General features: G+C 70.1%; 19 protein-coding genes. 10 read left to right on the top strand and 9 right to left on the bottom strand.

The genetic code is table 11. The features are described 5' to 3' along the window. Window positions 1-14: 14 nt before the first annotated feature. Window positions 15-815 (bottom strand): arginine deiminase-related protein, encoded by an 801-nt coding sequence (locus VMD91_19040; GenBank protein ID HTW86176.1) that lies wholly within the window; start codon window positions 813-815, stop codon window positions 15-17. 97 nt (window positions 816-912) lie between these two features. On the opposite strand from VMD91_19040, the gene VMD91_19035 reads away from it, so the two are divergent. Next, window positions 913-1104 carry a hypothetical protein gene (locus tag VMD91_19035; protein HTW86175.1) on the top strand — a complete coding sequence of 64 codons (192 nt, stop codon included), beginning with the start codon at window positions 913-915 and terminating at the stop codon, window positions 1102-1104. Between the two features lie 3 nt (window positions 1105-1107). Here the strand turns inward: VMD91_19035 and VMD91_19030 are convergent, their stop codons facing one another. Next, complete coding sequence (locus VMD91_19030; protein ID HTW86174.1) at window positions 1108-1413, bottom strand: non-heme iron oxygenase ferredoxin subunit; 306 nt, start codon at window positions 1411-1413, stop codon at window positions 1108-1110. 27 nt (window positions 1414-1440) lie between these two features. On the opposite strand from VMD91_19030, the gene VMD91_19025 reads away from it, so the two are divergent. From VMD91_19025 to VMD91_19015, 3 genes are all read left to right on the top strand, one after another. Then, entirely contained in the window at window positions 1441-1848 is a 408-nt protein-coding gene (locus VMD91_19025) for an FKBP-type peptidyl-prolyl cis-trans isomerase (GenBank protein HTW86173.1), read from the top strand. A gap of 130 nt (window positions 1849-1978) precedes the next feature. Beyond that, window positions 1979-3568: a hypothetical protein gene (locus VMD91_19020; protein HTW86172.1), complete on the top strand. Its 1590-nt coding sequence runs from the start codon at window positions 1979-1981 to the stop codon at window positions 3566-3568. 177 nt (window positions 3569-3745) lie between these two features. Continuing rightward, entirely contained in the window at window positions 3746-5266 is a 1521-nt protein-coding gene (locus VMD91_19015; GenBank protein ID HTW86171.1) for a hypothetical protein, read from the top strand. Window positions 5267-5284: 18 nt separating this feature from the next. Here the strand turns inward: VMD91_19015 and VMD91_19010 are convergent, their stop codons facing one another. The 4 genes from VMD91_19010 to VMD91_18995 are packed head-to-tail and all read right to left on the bottom strand — an operon-like array spanning window position 5285 to window position 9897. Then, on the bottom strand, window positions 5285-5824 hold the full coding sequence (locus tag VMD91_19010; protein ID HTW86170.1) for a hypothetical protein: 540 nt from the start codon (window positions 5822-5824) through the stop codon (window positions 5285-5287). 10 nt (window positions 5825-5834) lie between these two features. After that, window positions 5835-7244, bottom strand: a complete 1410-nt coding sequence (sufB, locus tag VMD91_19005) for a Fe-S cluster assembly protein SufB (protein HTW86169.1) — start codon at window positions 7242-7244, stop codon at window positions 5835-5837. A 59-nt stretch (window positions 7245-7303) separates the two neighbouring features. Beyond that, complete coding sequence (locus VMD91_19000; GenBank protein ID HTW86168.1) at window positions 7304-8773, bottom strand: aminotransferase class V-fold PLP-dependent enzyme; 1470 nt, start codon at window positions 8771-8773, stop codon at window positions 7304-7306. Next, window positions 8770-9897: a hypothetical protein gene (locus tag VMD91_18995; GenBank protein ID HTW86167.1), complete on the bottom strand. Its 1128-nt coding sequence runs from the start codon at window positions 9895-9897 to the stop codon at window positions 8770-8772. The genes VMD91_19000 and VMD91_18995 overlap by 4 nt, the downstream gene beginning before the upstream one ends. A 317-nt stretch (window positions 9898-10214) precedes the next feature. Between VMD91_18995 and speD the strand changes: the two genes are divergently transcribed. Both speD and VMD91_18985 read left to right on the top strand, forming a co-directional pair. Beyond that, window positions 10215-10703 (top strand): adenosylmethionine decarboxylase, encoded by a 489-nt coding sequence (speD, locus tag VMD91_18990; protein HTW86166.1) that lies wholly within the window; start codon window positions 10215-10217, stop codon window positions 10701-10703. A gap of 90 nt (window positions 10704-10793) precedes the next feature. Then, a complete protein-coding gene (locus VMD91_18985; protein HTW86165.1) occupies window positions 10794-11336 on the top strand; it encodes a hypothetical protein in 543 nt (180 codons plus the stop codon). An 18-nt stretch (window positions 11337-11354) separates the two neighbouring features. Here VMD91_18985 and VMD91_18980 read toward each other — a convergent pair whose 3' ends face one another. Next, on the bottom strand, window positions 11355-11717 hold the full coding sequence (locus VMD91_18980) for a hypothetical protein (protein HTW86164.1): 363 nt from the start codon (window positions 11715-11717) through the stop codon (window positions 11355-11357). 82 nt (window positions 11718-11799) lie between these two features. Between VMD91_18980 and VMD91_18975 the strand changes: the two genes are divergently transcribed. Beyond that, complete coding sequence (locus VMD91_18975; protein ID HTW86163.1) at window positions 11800-12690, top strand: hypothetical protein; 891 nt, start codon at window positions 11800-11802, stop codon at window positions 12688-12690. A 3-nt stretch (window positions 12691-12693) separates the two neighbouring features. Here the strand turns inward: VMD91_18975 and VMD91_18970 are convergent, their stop codons facing one another. Continuing rightward, window positions 12694-15270, bottom strand: coding sequence for an AAA family ATPase (locus VMD91_18970; protein HTW86162.1), 2577 nt, complete (start codon window positions 15268-15270; stop codon window positions 12694-12696). Window positions 15271-15671: 401 nt separating this feature from the next. On the opposite strand from VMD91_18970, the gene VMD91_18965 reads away from it, so the two are divergent. The 3 genes from VMD91_18965 to VMD91_18955 all read left to right on the top strand — a co-directional run bounded on the left by VMD91_18965 (window position 15672) and on the right by VMD91_18955 (window position 19418). Beyond that, a complete protein-coding gene (locus VMD91_18965) occupies window positions 15672-16478 on the top strand; it encodes a hypothetical protein (protein ID HTW86161.1) in 807 nt (268 codons plus the stop codon). Continuing rightward, window positions 16475-16660 carry a hypothetical protein gene (locus VMD91_18960; protein HTW86160.1) on the top strand — a complete coding sequence of 62 codons (186 nt, stop codon included), beginning with the start codon at window positions 16475-16477 and terminating at the stop codon, window positions 16658-16660. Before VMD91_18965 ends, VMD91_18960 begins: the two co-directional genes overlap by 4 nt. 403 nt (window positions 16661-17063) lie before the next feature. Further along, window positions 17064-19418: a winged helix-turn-helix domain-containing protein gene (locus VMD91_18955; protein ID HTW86159.1), complete on the top strand. Its 2355-nt coding sequence runs from the start codon at window positions 17064-17066 to the stop codon at window positions 19416-19418. 6 nt (window positions 19419-19424) lie between these two features. On the opposite strand, the gene VMD91_18950 is transcribed toward VMD91_18955, so the two are convergent. Beyond that, a complete protein-coding gene (locus VMD91_18950; protein ID HTW86158.1) occupies window positions 19425-20753 on the bottom strand; it encodes a nucleotide sugar dehydrogenase in 1329 nt (442 codons plus the stop codon). Window positions 20754-20906: the final 153 nt, after the last annotated feature.

Raw genomic sequence — 20906 nt, 5'->3', positions numbered from 1 at the left:
GGGAAAGGGCTTCGTCAGACGGCCGCGGCGGCCATTCCCACGGCTGGGCCGTCGTCGAGGCGCAGGGTCAGTCCCTTGGCGGAGCCGCCGGTGCGCTGGAACTCCGAGAGATCGGTACACCAGACCCGGTAGCCGACGTCGTGCAGCCGCTCGCGCAGCCGCCGCGAGCACGCGTGCATGATCAGCGCGTCCCCGATCTCGAGCGCGTTGCAGGCCAGCTCGGCCGCGTCCTCGCGACCGATCTCGATCAGCCACCCCGGCTCGATCGCGCGCCGCAGCATCGACTGCGCGTGCGGTGAGAAGGCCTCCAGGTAGGCCAGGACGTGGCCGCTGCCCAGCGGGCAGAGCACCGCGTCGAGGTGGGTGAAGGCTTCGTCGGTCAACAGCAGCGGCAGCACGCGGCAGCCGACGATCTCCTGCAGCTGCAGGGTCGCGCCGCGTTCCGTGCGCCAGCCGTAGCCGGCATAGAGCAGCGGGCGAACCCGGTCGAACAGCGCGTCACCCGCGCCTTCGAAGTAGGTCTGGCGCAAGAAGGTCGTGGCGAAGCCGGCGCGTGCCAGGGCGGCCCGGTAGATCGGCTGCTCGCGGCGGCGTTCGGCGTGGCGGAAGCTGGCCAGAATCGCGAGGTTGCTGGTGAGGAGCGCCGCGTTGGCGGTGTAGACCAGGTCCGGGGCTTGCTCCTGCGGGTCGAGGCGGACGAACTCGGCTTCGCCGACGCAGCCGGCCAGCTCGACGAAACGGTCCCATTGCCGCAGGGCGTCCGCCGAGTAGCGGGGACCTTCGCGGGGCGGGCAGACCAGGAACCGTGTAGCCATCTCGGGTCCAATCCTAGCCTGCGGCGTGCCCGGTCGTCGTTCGACAAACGGTGCGACGTGGAAGGGGCCCGTGCGCCGCCGTGGGTACCGGGAGGACATGGAACACGAAACGGACGTCGGCGTGCGGCAGCTCCACACCGAGGCGGACGACGAGCCCCCGCTGACTCGCCGGGAAGCGGACGTCGCGGGGATCACCACGACCCCGGAGATGGTCTACGGCGAGTCCGACGAGGACCCCAACCGGGAAGACCAGCAGGACGTCCACCGCGGCAGCGAGGCCGAGGACTAGCGCTCAGACGTCGTCGACGTAGACGTCGTCACCCTCGACCCGGACGGGGTAGGTCGGGAGCGGGATGACGGCCGGCAGCGTGAGCGCCGCGCCCGTCGTCACGTCGAACAGCGCGCCGTGGCGCGGGCACATGACCCGGCAGCCCTCGAGCGTCCCTTGGTCGAGCGGGCCGCCGTCGTGCGTGCAGACATCCTCGACCGCATAGATGCTCCCGTCGACGTTGCAGAGCAGGATCTCGACGCCGGCGACCTCGACCCGTTTGGTGGTGCCGGGGGCGATCGATGACGCGGACGCGACGCGGTGGGGCACGCGCCCAGCGTTCGCGAAGGGCGCGCCATGACCCGTCCGCTCCTCATCGCCGCGGCGCTCGTTGCCGCCCTCACCGTCCCCGCGCTCGCCGCCAAGACCGTCACGCTGCCCGACGGCCTGAAATACATGGACCTCAAAGTCGGCAAAGGCCCCGTGCCCAAGCCGGGGCAGACCGCGGTCGTGACGTACGTCGGGACGTTTCCCAACGGCAAGAAGTTCGACGCGTCGGCCGATCACGGCGGAACGTTCTCGTTCCCGCTCGGTCAGCACCAAGTGATCTCGTGCTGGGACGAAGCCGTGGCGACGATGCACGTCGGCGGCCATCGCAAGATCGTGTGCCCGCCGGCCATCGCCTACGGCCCGCGCGGCGCCGGCGGCGTGATCCCGCCGAACGCGACGCTCGACTTCGACATCGTCCTCGTCGGCGTGAAATAAGCGCACGCGTTCGCGACCGCGAGCGCGTCCGTCAAGGAAAAGTCGAGACCGACCGGCTGCCGCGCCCTTTTGCGCGTTTTCGTGCGCTGCGGACGGGAATTCGGGCCGGGCGAGGCCAAGCCAAACCGCGATGAACGCTTTGCGCGGCGTCGGCTTTTGCGTTGTACTGGGCCTGAGTCTGGCCGGGTGCGGCGGCTCGCGCGCGCTGCCCGCGCCCGCGAAGAGCGCGAGCGCGCACCAGCGGATGCCGGTGACGATCGAGATCGACGTGCCGAAAGCGTCCGCCGCAGCGGCGCGGCGCGCGCGGTACGTCTCGCCGGCGACGACGCAGATGACCATCGACGTCCAAACCGGCTGTCCCGGCAGCTGCGCGGACGTCTCGGGCTATCCGACGACGGTCGGGCTCACGCCGACCTCGAACGGCTGCACCAGCACGCTGGCGAGTACGTCGTGCGAGCTCGCGATCGCGTTGACGCCGGGAAGTTACACGCTGGCGCTCACCACCGCCGACGCCAGCGGCACGACGCTCTCGTCGGCGCAGCAGATCGCCTTCACGGTCGTCGTCGGTCAGGCGAACAGCGTTTCGCTCACGCTCTCGGGCGTGCCGACCGCGATCACCGCCACGATGCCGACGGCGAGCTCACCGGACATCTACGTCGCGACCGTCGACGCCGACGGCAACTACATCGTCGGTCCGGGCGCGCCCACCTTCACCGTCGCGCAAACCGGCGGCGCCGGCGGGGTGCTGCTCACGCAGCCGACGGCGACGAGCACCAACGAGTTCGTCGCGAAGCCGTGGGGCGCCGGCACGACCGCGCTGCAGGTGACCGCGGCGTTCAGTGGGACCAACACCTGCGCGCTGCCGGGGGCGGTGTGCACCGCGAACTTCACGTACACGGCGACGATCGCGTCGCAGACGCTGGTCGTTCCGAGCTATGCTCCCGCGGTGCAGCTCTTCGCCCCGCCGTACACCGGTGCTGCCGAGACGGCCTTCAGCGCGGGGATCGGTCCGATGGCGATCGCCGTCGACCCGCTCGGCAACATATACGTCGCGAACGGCTTCGACGAGGACACGGTCAGAAAAATCGCGCCCCCGTACACCGGCACGGCCGAGACGCTCATCAACGCGGACGCGCAGTGGAGGGGCCTCGCCTTCGACGCGAACGGCAATCTCTACGTGACGGATACGAACGGCTTCGGGCGGTGGCTGCCTCCGTACCAGGAAAGCGATTTTCAGGCCCTGGATCCCTCGGTGAACGCGGGACAGGGAATCACCTTCGATGCGAGCGGCAACCTCTGGGTCGCAACCGGATATGGCGGAACCGTCAACGAGTATGCGGCGCCGTACACGGGGAGTGCGGCGCTCACGTTGGTGCACGGGACCTATCCCCAAGACGTGGCCTTCGACAGCAAGGGCGATCTCTTCGTCTTCGATCAGGACAGCGATGACGGCTTGGGCTACGTGCGCGAATATGCCTCACCCTACACGGGCGCCGCGGTCCTCTCGCTCGGCCCGTTCAATTACGGCTACCAGGGCGGCGGCGTGGCGCTCGACACCGCGGATAATCTCTACATCGCGAACGGAGACGACAACGCCGACGGCGGGATGGCGATCTACGCACCGCCGTATACGGGCTCAGCGACGTACAGCTACTTTGCCGGTATCCCCGGTCGGATACGCTTCCTGAACACCTACACGACCTCGATCGCGCCTTCGTAGCCGCCGGACCGGCTCGAACCGCGAATCTGTGCGGTTTCGCTGATTTCCGCCCGTGGTACGGGAGGGAATACGGGGTCATCGGGTTCAACGGCGCGCCGCATGAGCGCTTTCCGTGTCGCTGTCTTCGCTTTTGGCGCCTCCGTGCTGCTCGCGGGCTGCGGAGGAGGTGGGCATTCGATGCCGGCGACGCCCCGGACCACGAGCGTCCATCAGCGGCTGCCGGTCACGATCAAGATCGACGTCCCGAAGGCCACGAGTAGCACCGCGGCGCGCCGCGCCGCGTACGTTTCGCCGGCGACCACGCAGATGACGATCGACATCCAGACGGGCTGTCCGGGCGCCTGCACCGACGTCTCCGGGTACCCGACGACGGTCGCGCTCACGCCGACCTCGGGCGGCTGCACCAGCACGCTGGCCTCGACGTCGTGCCAACTCCAGATCGCGCTTCCGCCCGGTAACTATACGATGACGTTGACGACCGCCGACTCCGGCGGCACGACGCTCTCCACCGCGCAGCAGATCGCGTTCACGATCGCCGAAGGGCAGGCCAACACCGTCTCGCTCTCGCTTTCCGGCGTGCCGGCGTCGATCATCGCGAGCGTGCTCAATCAGAACGCGGCCGCCGTGCTGGTCGAGGCGCTCGACGCCGACGGCAACATCATCGTCGGGCCGGGCGCGCCGACGTTCACGGTTGCACAGACCGCCGGGCCGACGGCGTGGCTCGTCCAGCCGACGACCACGAGCCCCAACGAGTTCCTCGCGACGCCCTCGGCGCCGGGTACGGCGACGCTGCAAGTGACGGCGTCGTACAGCGGGACGAACGTCACCAACGCCTGCACGCAGTCGGGCGCCGTCTGCACGGCGACGTTCGCCTACACCGCCACGCAAGCGTCGCAAAACCTCTTCGTCCCCAACGAGTCCGGGAACGACGTGACGATCTACGGGGCGCCGTTCACCGGCGCGCCGACCACCACGATCAGCGTGAACGCGGCGTACGCCGTGGCGCTCGACTCCAAAGGCGACCTCTTCGTGTCGAGCTTCGCGTCGGGAAGCGGCGGGGTCGTCACCGAGTACGCGCCGCCCTACAGCACGGCCACCGCCACGATCGCGAGCATCGGGTACGGCTTTCCGACCGGCCTCGCCGTCGGGGCCGACGGAACGCTCTACATCGCCAGCGATTTCAACGGCACGATCTCGAGCGTCGCACCGCCGTACACCGGAACGCCGCAGACGGTGATTTCGGGGCTCAACAACCCGAACGGAATCATCTTCGACGCGAGCGGCAATCTCTGGATCGCCGACACCGATGGCCAAGACGTGCGTGAATATCCGCCGCCGTACACCAACGGGTTTACGAGCATCTCGCCCGGCGGGTATCCGAGTGACGTCGGTTTCGACACCAACAAGAATTTGTTCGTCCTCGCGTACGCGAACAGCACGCCGGAAGCGCTCGAGTACGCGCCGCCGTACACGGGCGCCCCGACGGCGACGATCACCGGGGGTGGCGTGTCCCAAGCCGGCCTCGCGCTCGATCCGGCGAACAACCTCTACATCGCGGACCAAGACATCACCGACGAGAGCTTCAAGATACTCACCCCGCCGTCGTACACGTCGGGGACGCAAGACACGAGCGGGCTCTATGGGCCCGGGCTGCTCCGGATGTTCACCTCGGTCACGGTGTCGATCTCGCCGTCGTGAAGCGGCGCCGCGCGCTCGTCAGCAGACCGGCGAACGCGCGAGATTGCCGACCGGCAGGACGGAGAACGTGAAGCCCGGGCCGATGGTGATGTTCTTGCCCCAGCGCACGGCGTTGACGCCGCTCATCACCAGGCCCGGCACCGGCAGCGGAACGCGTGCAAGTCCCTTTTCGATCAGCGACTGGTCGGGGCTGTACGCGAGCGGCAGGGTCGGGTTCATCGCGACGTCGAGCCGCGTCGCGCCGGCACCATCGGGCTTCTCGACGATCAGGTAGCGCGGCTCGAGCGCGACGACGCCGTTCTTGTCGTGACGGCCGGCTGCGGAGGCCGCGCGGATGATCCCGTAGCCGAGCGTGCCGGCTGGGATCACCATCCCGTCGTCGAGCGTCAGCTCCTCGGTGGTGCGAAAACGAAACGGATCGCCCACCCGCGCGTTGGCGGAGGCGACCTTGTCGAGCATCTCGGCGGGGATCGCGTAGGCGCACACCTTGACGGCGCGCGCCGGCGCGGGGAGGGCGAGAGCGACGAGCGCGAACGCGCTCAGCGCGAGGCGCCGCATGCGGTCGGTGCTAGCCGACCGCCCCTTCCATCTCCATCTTGATCAGCCGGTTGAGCTCGACGGCGTACTCCATCGGCAGCTCCTTGACGAAGAAGTCGAAGAACCCGTTCACGATCATCGCCGTCGCGTCGGCTTCGCTGAGCCCGCGGCTGCGCGCGTAGAACAGCTGCTCCTCGCCGATCTTCGACACCGAGGCCTCGTGCTCGACCGTCGAGCGCTGCTCGTCGACCTTCATCGTCGGCAGCGTGTCCGACTCGGACTTGTCGTCCATCAGCAAGGCGTCGCAGCGCACGCGGGTCTTGGCGCCGACCGCACCCGGATGGATTTCGACCAGGCCGCGATACGTCGTCTTGCCGCCGTGCGCGGTGACCGACTTGTTGGTGACGACCGAGGTCGTGTTCGGCGCGGCGTGGATGACCTTCGCGCCGGCGTCCTGATGCTGGCCCTGACCGGCGAACGCCGCCGAGAGGATCTCGCCGCGCGCACCCTCGCCCATCAAGTAGATGGCCGGGTACTTCATCGTCAGGCGCGAGCCGATGTTGCCGTCGACCCACTCCACGGTCGCGTTGCGCATCGCCTTGGCGCGCTTGGTGACCAGGTTGTAGATGTTGCGGTACCAGTTCTGGATCGTCGTGTAGCGGATCGACGCGCCGTCCATCGCGATCAGCTCGACGACCGCCGAGTGCAGCGAGCTGGTCGAGAACTGCGGTGCGGTGCAGCCCTCGATGTAGTGGACCTTCGAGCCCTCGTCGGCGATGATCAGCGTGCGCTCGAACTGGCCCATGTTCTCGGTGTTGATCCGGAAGTAGGCCTGCAGCGGCATCTTGACTTCGACGCCCTTCGGGACGTAGACGAACGACCCGCCCGACCACACGGCCGAGTTGAGCGCGGCGAACTTGTTGTCTTCGATCGGGATGACGGTCGAGATGTACTTCTGGACGATCTCCGGATGCTCGCGCAGCGCCGTGTCCATGTCGCAGAAGATCACGCCGTCCTTCTCGAGCTCCTCGATGACGGAGTGATAGACGACTTCCGACTCGTACTGCGCCGAGACGCCGCTGAGGAACTTGCGCTCGGCCTCGGGGATGCCGAGCCGGTCGAAGGTGCGCTTGATGTCGTCGGGGACGTCGTCCCAGTTCTGCTCGGTGCGCTCGCCGGCTTTGACGAAGTAGCGGATGTTGTCGAAATCGATCTGGTCGAGCAGCTCGGTGTCGCCCCACGTCGGCATCGGCTTGGCCCGGAACACGTCGTAGGCGCGCAGACGGAAGTCGAGCATCCACGCCGGCTCGTTCTTCATCGCCGAGATGCGCTCGACGATCTCGCGCGAGAGCCCCTTGTCGGACTTGAAGACATACTTGTCTTCCGAGTCGTGGAACCCGTGTCGGTACTCTTCGATCAGGACGTCGGGCGATGCGGCCATAGGTCTCCCAGGCTACCGGCCCACGCTGGACCGGTCAAGATAGTGCAGGGGTTTCTGTACTATCTAACCCGCTTCCCCCGCGGATCGTGCCGTCGCGAGGTTTCGGCAGCGGCCGAGCGCACGGCCGCCATGAGGACGTCGAGGTCGTCGAGCCGGGTGCGGTGATTGATGAAGCAGGCCCGCAGGGCCAGCCGGCCGCCGAGGCGGGTCGTGCTCGGGACGGCGGCGCCGCTCTCCTGGACGGCGACGGCCACGGCGGCGTTCAGGCGGTCGAGGGCCTGCTCGTCCAAACCCGCCGGGCGCACGCGGAAGCAGACGACGTTGAGGAAGACCGGCGCCAGCAGCTCCAGGTCGGGGCTGGCGTCAACCCGGCGGCCGAGCTCGGCGGCCAGGTTGCAGCCTGCGGCGATCGCGCGGCCGAAGCTGTCGATGCCGTAGTGGTGCAGGGTCAGCCACAGCCGTAGGGCGCGAAAGTCGCGCGAGAGCTCCAGGCCGTACTCGGCATACCAGGGCGCGCCCGCGGCGGTGCCGCGGTCGGCCGGCGTGAGGTAGTCCGGCGACTCGGCGAACGCGCCGCGATGGGCGGCCTCGTCGCGGAAGAGGACGCAGCCGACGGCGTACGGCGCTTGCAGCCACTTATGGGCGTCGAACGCCAGCGAGTCGGCGCGGTCGATGCCCGCAACCAGGTGCGCGTGGCGTGGGCTGGTGATCGCGAGCGCGCCGAAGGCGCCGTCGACGTGCAGCCACAGCCCCTCGCGCTCGCAGAGATCCGCCAGCGTCGCGAGCGGGTCGAACGCGCCGGTGTCGACGGTGCCCGCCGTCGCGACGACCAAGAACGGACGCAGCCCGGCCGTCCGATCGGCGGCGATCTGCGCGCGCAGCGCGTCGACGTCGATCGCGAAGCGGTCGTCGACGTCGATCGCGCGCAACGACGAGCCGCCCAGGCCGGCGATGCGGATCGCCTTGGCGATCGAGCTGTGCGCGCCGCGGGCGGCGTACGCGACCAGCGGCGCGCCGTCGACGCCGCGCAGGCGCGCGTCCGCGCCCAGCGCACGATCGCGCGCCGCGCAGACGGCCAGCAGGTTCCCCATCGACGTGCCGGTGGTGAGGATCCCGCTCGCTGACGGCCCGAAGCCGAACAGCTCGGCGAACCACCCGACGACCGCGCGCTCGACGTAGACCGCCGCGTGCTCGCGGCCGCCGACGTTGGCGTTCATCACCCCGGCCAGGAACTCGGCCAGCGCGCCGGCCGGCGTCCCACCGCCGTGCACCCAGCCGAAGAAGCGCGGGTGCAAATTCCCCGTCGCATACGGCATGATCAGCTCGCGGAAGCGCGCGTACGTCTCCTCGAGCGGTTCGCCGGCGCGCGGCAACGGCTCGCGCAGCGCGCCTTTCACCGCCGTCGGCACGGGCTGCCACGCCGGACGTTCGCGGATGGTGGCGAGAAAATCAACGGCGTCGTCGACGGCGCGGTGGACGAGCGCGCGGAACGCGTCCCAATCGGCGGGGTCGAGCGAGGTGTCGCTCATCGGCCGATGCGCCGCCGCACCATCGCGTCGAGCGCGACGTAGATGCGCGGCACGTACTCGCGCTTGTACGGGAACAGCTGCGGGTCGTCGAGCGAGTGGATCAGCAGCGCGTTGTCGGCCTCGAAGATGACCAGCCGCCCGTCGCGATCGATCGCGCAGTCGATCCCCACGTAGTCCAGCGCCAAGCGTTCCGCGGTCTCGCGCAGCGCCTCGGCCAGCGCGCCGTGGAAGACGCGCTCGAGGTCGGCCAGAAACGCGCGTTCCTCGTCGCGCATCCACTGGTGCTCGGTCATCGGCGCGTTGTAGTAGTGCACCATCCAGCGCGGCGAGATCGCGAGGTGGAACGGGTAGGGCTCGCCGTCGACGAACACGATGCGGTACTTGCGGTAGAACCCGTCGGCGCTGGCGTAGTCGATGAACGGGCTGACGTACAGCTCGGCAGCGTCGTGGCCGGCCAGATACGCGGCGCGTTGCGCGTCGTCGTCGATCCGTTCGAGACCGTGGCCGCCGTGGGCGTCGAGCGGCCGCACGATGTGCGGCGTCGGGAAGCCGTGCCGGGCGTAGTCGCCGCGGGTCATCCGGGTCGTCGTCACCACCCGCGCTCGCGCGCCGGCGAACGTCCGCGCGAACGGGATGCGGCCCAGCAGCGCGATCCGCGCCGGGTCGTTGAGGACCGGCCGCTCGCCGGCGGCGAGCGCCTGCGAGAGGAAGGTCAGCGCCGGCTGGGCCGCCTGCGACTCGCCGGCGGCGACGAAGACGGCGTCGTGGCGCGGCAACGGCGGGACCGCTCCGGTGGGGTCGACGTACCAGCGATGGATGGTCACCTGCGCGGGGTCGAACAGCAGGTCGACCGGCGTGTTGGCCGTCCACGGACCGGGGACGCTCGGGACCAGCAGGGCGTAGGCCTCGCGGCCGCGCGCCGGGGTCGAGTGGATGGGCGCGATCGCGATCGCCGCCGCTTGGTGGGCCAGCGCCAGCTCCGGTCGGCCGAGGATTTGGGCGACCTCGTAGATGCCCAGGTGCGCGCCGACGGCCCGCGCGTCCAGGGCGACGGCCTGCTCGAACGCCGCCAGCGCCTCGTCGTGCCGGCCGGCGGCGGCCAGCGCCCGGCCGCGTTCCGTCAAGCTTCCCGCAGCGGCGGGCGGGGTGGGAACTTCCGGTTCGACGGGCATGTTCTCCATAGGTCGTCACACAATGTGCGGTGGCGTGGGACCCGGTTGCCGGGTTCTCGACCCAGGCACTTTACAGGCGACCCCCCGGGGGGTACACTTGGCGTCGGACTTTTCGACGACCCCCGGCCGTTACGAACCGGGGGCGGCGTAGTCACCGAACAACGGTTTAGGGGACGGCGCGCCCTACGCGCCATCGCAGTGGACCGTCCGTGCGGCAAGAAGAAGGGGCCGTGCCGGCAAGCGTTCGCTGATAGGTCGACGACGAGACGGTGTACCGCACACGTCGGACGACGCGCCTGGAGGTGGGATTCTCCCAACCGAACCCGAGGAGTCACGAACAATTGAAAGCACTCGGCACGCACATCGTCTGCGAGCTGTCCGGCTGTGATGCCGCCAAGCTCACCGACGTCGAAGCAGTCCGTGAGATGATGCAAGCGGCGGCCCGCGCTGCCAACGCGACCGTCATCGAGACCGCCTTCCACCGCTTCCAGCCCCAAGGGGTGTCGGGCGTGGTGGTGATCCAAGAGTCGCACCTGTCGATCCACACGTGGCCGGAGACCGGCTACGCAGCCATGGACTTCTACACGTGCGGCGACCACACCGATCCGTGGGCGGCGTGCCAGTACGCCGCGGAGGCGCTCGACGCCAAGCAGATGTTGACGACCGAAGTGAAGCGCGGAATCGAAGCGAGTTCCGGCCGTTTCACCCACCTCGTCACGACCGAGCACGATACTCGCGAGCTGGCCGCCACGGCCTAGCTCCTCCTCGACCCAACCGGAGGGAGAATTGGACGCCCGCTGTCGATCGGCAGCGGGCGTCGCCTTTCGCGGGGACGAAACCAGAACGCGATGGATCGCGCGCGTCCCTGTTCCGCTCGTCTGGTGCTGGCTGCCCTGGCCGTGGCGTGCGCCTCGCTGGTCGCCTGCAGCGGCGGTGGCAGCAGCGGGACGACGCCGCCGACGACGACGGTCGGGCCTACCGCGACGCCGACCCCGGCCGTCACCCCGACGCCGACGCCCGAGCCCACGCCGACGCCGCAGCCGAGCTTCACCTCGACCAGCTCGTACTACACCGCGACGCCCAACCCGACGATCGGCTTCACCAACAGCGGACAGACCGCGGTCGTCACCGTCAGCGAGACGGGCTACAGCGGCACGTTCAGCGTGGTGGCCGGCACGCAAACGAACGGGACGAACTGCACCGGCCCGATCGTCACCGTCTCGCCGTCAACGGGGACCGGCACGTTCACCTTTACCTCCGGCGGCGCGAATGCGTGCGGGACGCAGACGTTCACGTTCGCCGACACGAACCTCACCGAAACCCGAACGTTGACGGTCGCGCTGACGCAGACGAGCCTGGGCGTCCAGGCCAAGCACCGCAAGAAGCACTGAGCCGCCGCGCGGCGCGCGTCAGTGGCCCGGGCCGACCGCCACGCAGCGCTCGAGCGCGACGGCGTGCACCCCGACGCCGCGGGTCAGCGTGAGACTCCGGCCGCGGAGCAGCCATTGCATCCCCGAACCGACCAGCAGCACGCTGCCGTCGGGGTTGTCGGACCGCGCGAAGACGGAGGCTCGCCCGTTGTACAGGATGCTCGCGGCATGCGGCGTCAACCCGACCGTCACCGCGCCGCCGTTGCTGCAGCGGTACAGCAGCGAATAGGACGGGCCCAGCGGGCGGTTGGGCGCGGGCGTCGGGGTCACGCCGACCGGCGGCGGCGAAGCGCCGGCGGCTTGCGCGAGCAGCACGGCGGCGAGGACGAACGAGGGTGACATGCCGCGCTCGTGTTCGCGCGCCGAGCGACGGCACCCCGCGCGGCAGGGCCTTTGCGGCACGCGGGGCAAGCGGAGGTGCGCCATGCCGAAAACCGAGCAGTATCAGTGGTACACCGAGCAGTTCGCGCCCAGCGAGATCCACGCGCACGCGATCGACGAGGCGTACTACGCCGGCCGCACGCCGTTCCAGTCGGTCGCCGTGCTGCGCACGCCGGTGTTCGGCAAGCTGCTGGTCCTCGACGGCGACACGCAGTCCTCGCAGGCCGACGAGCGCATCTACCACGAGACGCTGGTGCACCCGGCGCTGGCCGCGATCGACGACCGCGCCGAGGTGCTGATCCTCGGCGGCGGCGAGGGGGCCACGCTGCGCGAGGTGCTGCGCGATCGCTCGGTGCGGCGCTGCACGATGGTCGACATCGACGGCGAGGTCGTCGCGCTCTCCAAGCGCTACTTGCCCGAGTGGTCGGCCGGCGCATTCGACGACCCGCGCGCGCGCGTCGTCATCGGTGACGCGCTGCGCTTTCTCGCCGAGGACGCCGGACAATACGGGGCGATCATCAGCGATCTGACCGAACCGCTGCCCGACTCGCCGTCGTTCCCGCTGTTCAACGGCCAGGTGTTCCGCGACGTCAAGCGCCGGTTGGCACCGGGTGGCGTCTACGTCCTGCAAGCCTCGACGGCCGGCTTCCACAACATGGCGCTGCACGCGAAGATGGCGCGCTCGCTGCGGCCGTTCTTCCGTCACGTGCGCAGCTTCTACACCCACGTTCCGGCGTTCGACAACGACTGGGCGTTCATCGCCTGCAGCGACGCGGTCGATCTGCTCGACCTCGATCCGGAGCGCATCGACGGGTACGTGAACGGGCTGCGCGGCGAGAACTGGTTCTACGACGCCGAGACGCATCGCCGCTTGTTCGCGCTGCCGCGCTATTTGCGCGCCGAGCTCGCCCAAGCGGGTGACGTCTTCGCCTGAGCTTCAGTCGTCGGCGTCGAGCGCCGCGCGTACCGCGTCGCGCAGCGCCGGCGTCAGCCCGGCCGCCCGCCGTTCGAGCGCGGCGTCGAGGCGCTCCAGCAACGCGCCGAGCCGGCCGTGCAGCGTCTCGAACCCCGGCAGGTCGAGCAGCCACGCCGGCGGCCCGGTGCGCAGCGCGGCGCGCAGCTCGAGCGCCGAGACGATCTCGTCGTTGGTCGCCGACGGCAGGCTCGCGACGAAGCGTTCGGCCAGCTCGACGTCGGTGCGCACGCTGGGACCGCGGCCGTAGGCGCCTCGCGTGGAGGCGATGACCTCCGCGTCGCCGATCCGCTTGCGGATGCGGTTGACGTAGACGCGCACCGACGCCAAGCCCGCCTCGGCCGACGCGTCCGGCCATAGCCGGTCGGCCAGCGCGTCGACGTCGATCGCGCGCGGCTGCAGCGCGATGTGCGCGAACAGGGCGAACTCGCGGTGCGAAAGCGGGACCTGACGCGTCTCGGTCCACACGGCGCCCTGCAGCAGCTGCACGAGCACCGTCCCGGTCGGAACTTGGACGGAGCGATAGCGGCGCAGGAACGGTTCGAGCGGCTCGTCGCCGGGGCGTGCCGCGAGGTATCGGCCGTAGAGCGAGTCGCGCGAGAGCGGCGTCATCAGCGCGCGCGCCTCCTCGAGCAGCTGCTGCTGGCTGGGATCCGCGACCGATATCGCGAGCCGGGCCAAGATCCGCGGCCCGGCGTGGCGCGACGCGTCGGCGGCGGCCAGCGCGCCGTCGAGCGTCGAGCGCCGGATCGTGGCGTTGGGCGTCGCGGCGGCGGCGATCAGCAGCGAGAGGGCGCGCGTCGCGGAGCCTTCGTTGTCGGGCAGCGTCCCCAAGCCGTCGCCCGACGTGCAGCGCAGAAAGTGAGCCATGCCGCGCTGAATCCCGCCGTCATGGTCCGCGAGCGCCTGCAGTACGTGCACGAGCGAACGGAAGAGGTCGTCCTCGCCGGCCAGCCAGGCCGCGATCGCCGCCTGCTGCAACGCGAAAGCCCACACGGACGGGATGCCGTTTTCGGCGACTGCGATCGCGCGCGCGAGCGTTTCGCGCTCGCTCTCGCGGTCGCCGGCGTTGGCGTAGGCCGGCGCGACCAGGAAACACAGCGCGGCGACGTAGAGGTAGTCGGTCGCTTCGAGCGGCGCGAGCGTCGCGCGGAGCCGGTCGACGTCGAGCAGCTCGAGGTCGATGACGCCGCGCCAGACGCGCAGCGCGTACTCGAGCAGGCGCGCCGGCGAGGGGGGATCGATCGCGACGAACCGTTGCGAGAGCTCGAGCAGCATCTCGTCGTAGTCGTCCCAGAGCCCCTCGAACCCGAGCACCATGCCGAGCGCCGCGCCGACGCCGACCACGATGTCCTCGGCGCAGTCGTCGGCGAGGCTCGCCCACAGCGCGCTCGCCTCGAGCCGCCACTGCTCGAGCGAGGTCGCGTAGATGCGATGGGGCATCGCCATCACCCACAAACGCGGGAAGCGCATCAGCGTCGCGCCGTCGAGCGCCTGCGCGAGGTCGGCGACGTGGTCGCGCAGTTCGGGCGGTGCGGCCACCATCTCGTCCAACGCTCCGGCCGCGCCCTCCGTGTCGCCCACGGCGAAGGCGATGCGCGCCGCCAGCAGGTCGTCGTGCGTCTCGCGCAGCGCACGGACGGCCCGCGCCGCGACCAGGGCCCGGCGTGCGGCGTGATTGTGGAAAACGTGCGAGACGATCAGGGGATGGAGGCGATAGCTGCGCTCGGTGCGCTGCACGAAAGGCAAGCCCCGCAGCACCGCGCGCGCTCGATCGATCGGGATGCGCAGCGCGGCCGCCGCGCCGTGCGTGTCGATCTCCTCGACCAGCGTGAGCAGGCACACCACGTCCATCGCGGTGTCGTCGAGCGAGGCGATGACGTCGGCCTCGAGGTAGGTCCCCAATCGGCCGTGCTCGACGTCGTCGAGCTCGCGCAGCAGCCGGTCCAACGGCCCGACCTGCGCTGCGTGATGCAAGAGGCCCAGCGCGAGAGGCCAGCCCTCGGTGAGGCGCTCGATGCGATCGAGGGTCGACTCGTCAACGCGCTCGCCGAAGAGATCGGCGATCTCGCCGCGCGTGAAGCGAAGGTCCGGTTCGCCGAGCACGAGCACGTCGGTCGGCCGAAGCGAGCGGGAGAAGGGGACGTCCACGGCGGCGCGGCTGCACATGACGACGAGTCCGCGCGTGCCCAGATCCTCGAGGCATGCGGCGAGCAGCGCGCGAGCCGTCGCGTCGAGCGCGTCGACGTTCTCGAACAGGTACACCGTCTGCGGGTCGGCGCAGCGCCGCCACGCATCGAGCGCCGCCGCCGCATCATCCGCACCGTGGAGCGGGAGCGATGCCGACTCGGGTTCGCACGCGGCGAGCACCGCGCGCGCAAACGCGGCCGCGTCGCCGGCGCCGGCGGCGTCGATCGTGACGACACCGCTCGCGCCTGCTTGGGCGATGATCTGCGAGGCTAGGACCGACTTCCCGAAGCCCGCCGGAGCCCAGCAGACGACGATTCGCGGACGCGTTGCAGCGATTGCGTCCAGCTGCATACGGCGAACTAGGTTTTTCACAAAAGGTAGCGAGGGCTTGCCCGCATTGGGGCCCGGCGATTCCGCTCCAGGACCCAGGCGGGAAGCGTCCGAGGAGTACACGGGAGGTCGCTCTCTTCGGGGTGTGAGGCCAGTCACACTTCCGGCGCGCCCACGAGGAGCGCCAGCCCCTTTTGGCCTCGCGTCCCTATGACCGAGATCACACTTTTCTGTTATCCCACCAGTTATCGCTCCGTTAGGTGGGTGGCGGTACGGTGAGCATCCATCCACGCGCAGGCTCGGTTACGGGCAGGTCCGTTGCCGCGCCGGAATGACGAAGGGGACGGAAGGTAGCTGTGACGGCGATAGACCGCCTGTCGAATTACCATGTCCGGGAGCAGACAGAGCCGCTCTCCATTCCATTGGCCCTGGCCCACGACGTCTTCGGCGACGCGATCGTGGTGCGGACGGGGGCCGGCTTTCCGCTGGCCATCGACCTGCGGGCGCCCGACCGGGGTGCAAGCGTGCTGCTGGAGCCGTCGTACGAGCCGGGGCTGACCGCTCTGCTCGAACGGCTGCTGCTGCCGGGCCGGTTCGTCGTCGATCTGGGGGCGAGCGTCGGCTATCTGACGGTGCTGGCCGGTCGCGCCGTGACGCCCGACGGCACGGTGCTGGCCTGGGAAGCGAATCCGGCGGCGTTCGACCTGCTGCGCAGCAACGTCCGCCGCAACCGGCTGGAGACCGTCGTCCGGCTGATCCAGGCCGAGCCGCACGACCTGACCGGGACGACGGCGATGCGGGCCGGGTTCGGCGTCGCGCTCCCGGTCGAAGCGCGCCGGCTCGACGACGAGCTGCCGCCGGGCGCCCGGATCGACGTTCTGCTTCTCGACGCCGGCCGCTTCGGCCGGCGCGCGCTGCGCGGCATGCGGCGGGTCGTGCACGAGAACCCCGATGCCGTCTATATCTGTACGGCGGTTCCGCGCGGCGCGCACGACGTCGTCGCCGAGCTCTCCTCGGCGTTCGGCGCGACGATGACCGTGCATCGGGTCGGAACCGCGGGCGAGCTGACCCCGCGCGAGGCGGGTGCGGGCGTCGGCCGGCCCGGCGAGCGCCGCACCGAGACGCTGGTCTTCGCCGGTCCCGCGCGGATGGCCGAATTCGGTGAGGCCGGCGTCGTGCATCGCATCCTCCCGCGCTCGCGCGTCATCCGCGGGAGCATGGACGGATGAAGGTCGCGACCGGCGTCCCGCCGCGGACCGAACGTCCCCGTGCAGCCGTGATGGTGCTCAAGCCCGCCGTCCCCGTGCGGCAACCGGCGCCCGCGGCGGAGTGGGGGCCGCTGCCCGTCATTTGGGACGACGACGCGCCGATCGCATCGTATAAGGGCCGGTTCATCGACGTCCGCGCATGAGGCGCCGCCGGTCCGAGCGGCGGGAGCCCGCGCTCACCGAGGTACACATCGACAGCCCGTGTGACTGCCTTGGACAGGACTTCGCCAGCTTGCTGTGCTACGATGTGTGCCCCACGTCACACTCCGTGGGTAAAGCTGCCGGCCGGGTTGGCGGACGATCACCGTGCGCACGGGCGCCACAGCTACTCACGGCCTCGGAGCGAAGATGGCGGCCGACGATGTAACGAATCGGAAGCTGGTACAGCGCAAGCAGCTCGTAGAGACGATCTTGCGCGAGCGGCCGCGCGTGGTCTTTTGCGCCGCCCCGGCGGGATACGGAAAGTCGGTCCTGGCCGGTCAGCTGTTGCGGACGGCGGGCGGCGCCGACCCGCTTGACGCGTCGGAGCTGGATATGCCCGCCCTGATGGCTGCCCTCGGCACCCGTACCGGAGGGGTGGCGGTCGTCGACAACGCGGAGCGCCTCGAGCCGGACGAGTTGACGGACGTGCTGCACTTCGCCGGTCCCCGGACGAGCCTGGTCGTGTGCGCGCGCACGTATCCCAAGGCGGTCTTCTCGCGAACGTTGCGGCCGACCGACGTCCTGAGCATCGGCGAACGAGACTTGCGCCTGGCCCGCGCCGAGATCGCGTCGCTGTTCGATCACGCGCTCGACGACGCGCTGCTGGCGCAAGTGGAGCGGTTGACGCTGGGCTGGCCGATCGCCGTCCAAGTTCTCCTGCGGGCCGCGCGGATCGGCCGGCTGCAGGCGCTGATCGACGAACCCGACGATCTGGAGTTCCGTCGGCTGCACGGATTCATCCGCCAAGAGATCGTCGGACCGCTGAACGACGGCGCGCTGGAGCGGCTGTGTACGATCGCCGCGCTGGAGCCGACGACGCTCGACGAGCTGGCGACGGTCCTGGGCGGTGAACCCGAGCACGTATTGAACGCGACGCGCGCGCTGCCGCTCGTGCGCGAAGAGCGCGGACGGTTTTCGCTCCACCCGCTCCTCGCCTCGTTCGTCCAGCGTCACGCCGGCCGGCGGAAGAACGAGGCGGCGCAGCGCGCCGCGGAGGCGTTGCGGCAACGCGGCCAGGTCTTGCGGGCCGCTCACGTCGCGCTCGCCGCGGGCGAGGCCCGCCGCGCCGCCGACTTTGCCGAGGGCGAGGTGCGCGCGCTCGCATCGCCGACCCAGGAGGTGGCGGAGCTGGTCCGGCGACTCGATCTGGGTTCGCTTCACGACCACCCGCGGCTGTGGGGGATCGCGATGCGTCATCGCGATCACGAGTTCGCGCCGCTCGAGGTGCTCACGCGTGCGTTCGCGACGTGGGACCGGCTCGACACCGCCGCGTCGGCGGAGACGATTCTCGACGTGGCCGACGTCATCCGGGCGGCACTCGCGCGCGCCGGTTCGTGGGACGAGGTCGAGGCGTTCGAGCTGGAGTGCGCGTCACGTATGCAGGCTCGCGGCGTGCTCGACGAGCCGCGCGTCGCGACCTCGGCGCTCGTCGCGCGAGCGCGCGCCGCGGTGGCCCGCGGGGACGCATTCGACGCCGACGCGGTACAGCGCGTGCTCTCGACCGAGCTCTCCGAGGTCGTGCGGGTCGTCGCGCTGATCGACGTCGTCGCCCCGGCGGCGGCGGCCGCCGCGAACCGCGGCGCGGAGCGGCGGGCGCTCGAAGACGCGATCGTCCGGTCGCGCCGGACGTGCATCCACGCGCTCGTCTCGCGTGCGCTGTTCGCCGCCGCGGCGACGGCCTGGCTCGCCGGTGAACAGCCGCTCTTCGACCGGTATGTCGACGGGCTGCGTGCGCTCGTCGAGGAGCACGGTGCCGACGATCCGGTTGCCCGCCGGCTGATCGGCGCCGCGGCCTGCCGCGTGGTGCCGCTCGATCACCGCATCGGTCCGGCCGAGTGCGCTCTCACCGCGCTCGTCCTGGCCGCGCACCTGCCGGACGGCCCGGAGCGCCGCAGCCAGCTCGAAGACGCGGTCCGCGACGCGGACGCCTCGGGCCAACTGCGCGTGCGCGTTCTCGCACGGCTCGCCGCCGCGTCCGCGGCGCTCGATGCGGACCGGCTCAGCGCCGAAGCGCGCACGCTGGCCGCGGCCAGCGCCGACGTGGCGCTGCAGCAGGCGATCGAGAGCGGGAGCGGCACGCTGGCGTCGTTTCTGCGCCGCTTCCCGGCCGGCGGCTCGGCGGACCCGCCCGAGGCCGAAGAGCTCTTCGAGGTTCAGGTACTCACGGGCCGCGTCGTCCACGACGGCGCGATGGTTGCGCTCTCGCCCAAAGAGTTCGCGCTGCTGGGGCTGCTGGCCGTTCACAACGAGCCGGTCGAGGCCGAGACGCTGCTCGAAGCGCTGTGGCCCAACGCACCGCTCGACGACCGAACGGTGGGACTGCGCGTCTACGTCAACCGCTTGCGCAAACGGCTGGGTGATCCGCGCGTCGTCCAATCGACGCAGTACGGCTACGCCCGCGGGCCGACCGTGCGCACCGACCTCGACGAGATCGCCGACTTCGTCGCGCGCCTGCCGCGCGACGGCGGCGATGCGGCGACCGTCGAGCAGGCGATGCGATATCTCCGTTCGCTCCTCGCCGGTCCGGCCACGACGCTGCTCGACCTTGTTCCGGTCCCCTCGGTCTACGCCCGCATCAACCTGCAGGCTGAACGCATCGAGGCGTGGCTCCAGGAGCGGCGTACGACCTTTCCGATCCACCTGCGCATCGCGGTCGACGCCGTCCTGGAGAGCGAAGAGGAAGAACCGCTCACCCCCTGAGGGCGGCTACAGACGAACGATCTTGTGACGGTTCGTCGCGACGCCGGCGGTCGCGTTGCGCGCGTCGAGCACCGCGGTGCTCGACTCGACGACCCGTTCCCACGCGATGTCGCTGTGATCCGTCAGGATCACGGTGCAGTCCGCCGCGCCGAGCTGCGCGTCGTCCAACGGGATGCTGCGACGGAACTTCCCGCGCTCGTCGACGAACGACGCCACGTGCGGATCGTGGTACGTCACCGCCGCGCCGGCCCGTTCGAGCAGCTCGATCACCTTGACCGCCGGCGAGCCGTGCCAGTCGGCCCCGTCGCGCGCGTTGGCGACGCCGATGACGACCACGTCGGCATACCGGAGTGACCTGCCGCGCTCGTTGAGGATACGGCCCAGCTTCTCCACCACGAAGTACGGCATGCGCACGTTGATCTCGCCGGCGAGCTCGATGAAACGGGTCGTGAAATCGAACTGGCGCGCTTTCCAAGCCAGATAGAACGGATCGAACGCCGCGAAGCGTCCGCCGGCACCCGGGTTCGGGTCGAAGCGCGTGATGCCGAACGGACGGCTCGCGCCGTCGACGACTTCCCAGACGTCGATCCCCATGCGGTCGCAGAGCAACGCCAGCTCGTTGACCAGCGCACCGTTGACCGCGCGGAACGTGCTCGCGAAGATCTTCGCCATCTCGGCGACCCGCGGCGAGCTGACCGTGAAGACGCGCTGGCCGGTCTGGCCGTAGAAAATCTGGGCGATCTCCCGACAGCGAGGCGTCGCCCCCGCGACGATCTTCGCGCCGGGCGGCGCGCACTGCCGGTCCTCGCACTCGGCCGCGAAGGCGAGAAAGTACTCCTCGCCGACGATGAGCCCGGAGCGTGCCAAGATGGGCAGCAGCACCTCTTCGGTCGTCCCGGGGTACGCCGTGCACTCGAGCGTGATGAGCTGCCCCGACCGCAGCTGCAGCGTGATCGCCTCACCGACGCTGCGCAGCCGCGAGAGATCCGGATCTTTGTTCGCCGTGAGCGCGCTCGGGACGCAGATTTCTACCACGTCGCAGCGCCCGAGCTCCGCGAAGTCGGATGACGCGCGCAGCGCACCTTTCGCGACGGCCTGGGCGAGCTCGCCGGCATCGACGTCATCGTAATAGGTCACGCCGGCGTTGAGCGCGTCGACGCGCGCCTCGTCGAGATCGATTCCCACCACGCTGTAGCCGATGCGCGCTCTCTCCAACGCGACCGGCAGGCCGATACGCCCGATACCGACGACGGCGATACGCGCCGTGCGGTCGTGGATTCGATCTCGCAGGCGCGACCCGCGAGTGGAGAGGCCGAACTCCACGCTATCGATCAACGTCCTGATCCTCCCGGCTCTGATCGGATCATACCGGCTGCATACACTAGAAGACGGCGGCCCGAAAATCGGATCGCCTGATGGCGCCTATGCTACGGCTTCCGGTGTAACCGCAGCGTTAACGCCCGATCAGGGCGGCCGAGCGGCCGCGCG

The sequence above is a fragment of the Candidatus Sulfotelmatobacter sp. genome (assembly GCA_035504415.1).
In the GTDB taxonomy this organism is placed as follows: domain Bacteria; phylum Vulcanimicrobiota; class Vulcanimicrobiia; order Vulcanimicrobiales; family Vulcanimicrobiaceae; genus Vulcanimicrobium.
Note: the sequence above shows the minus strand (reverse complement) of the source record. Positions and strands in the feature narration are given on the sequence as shown.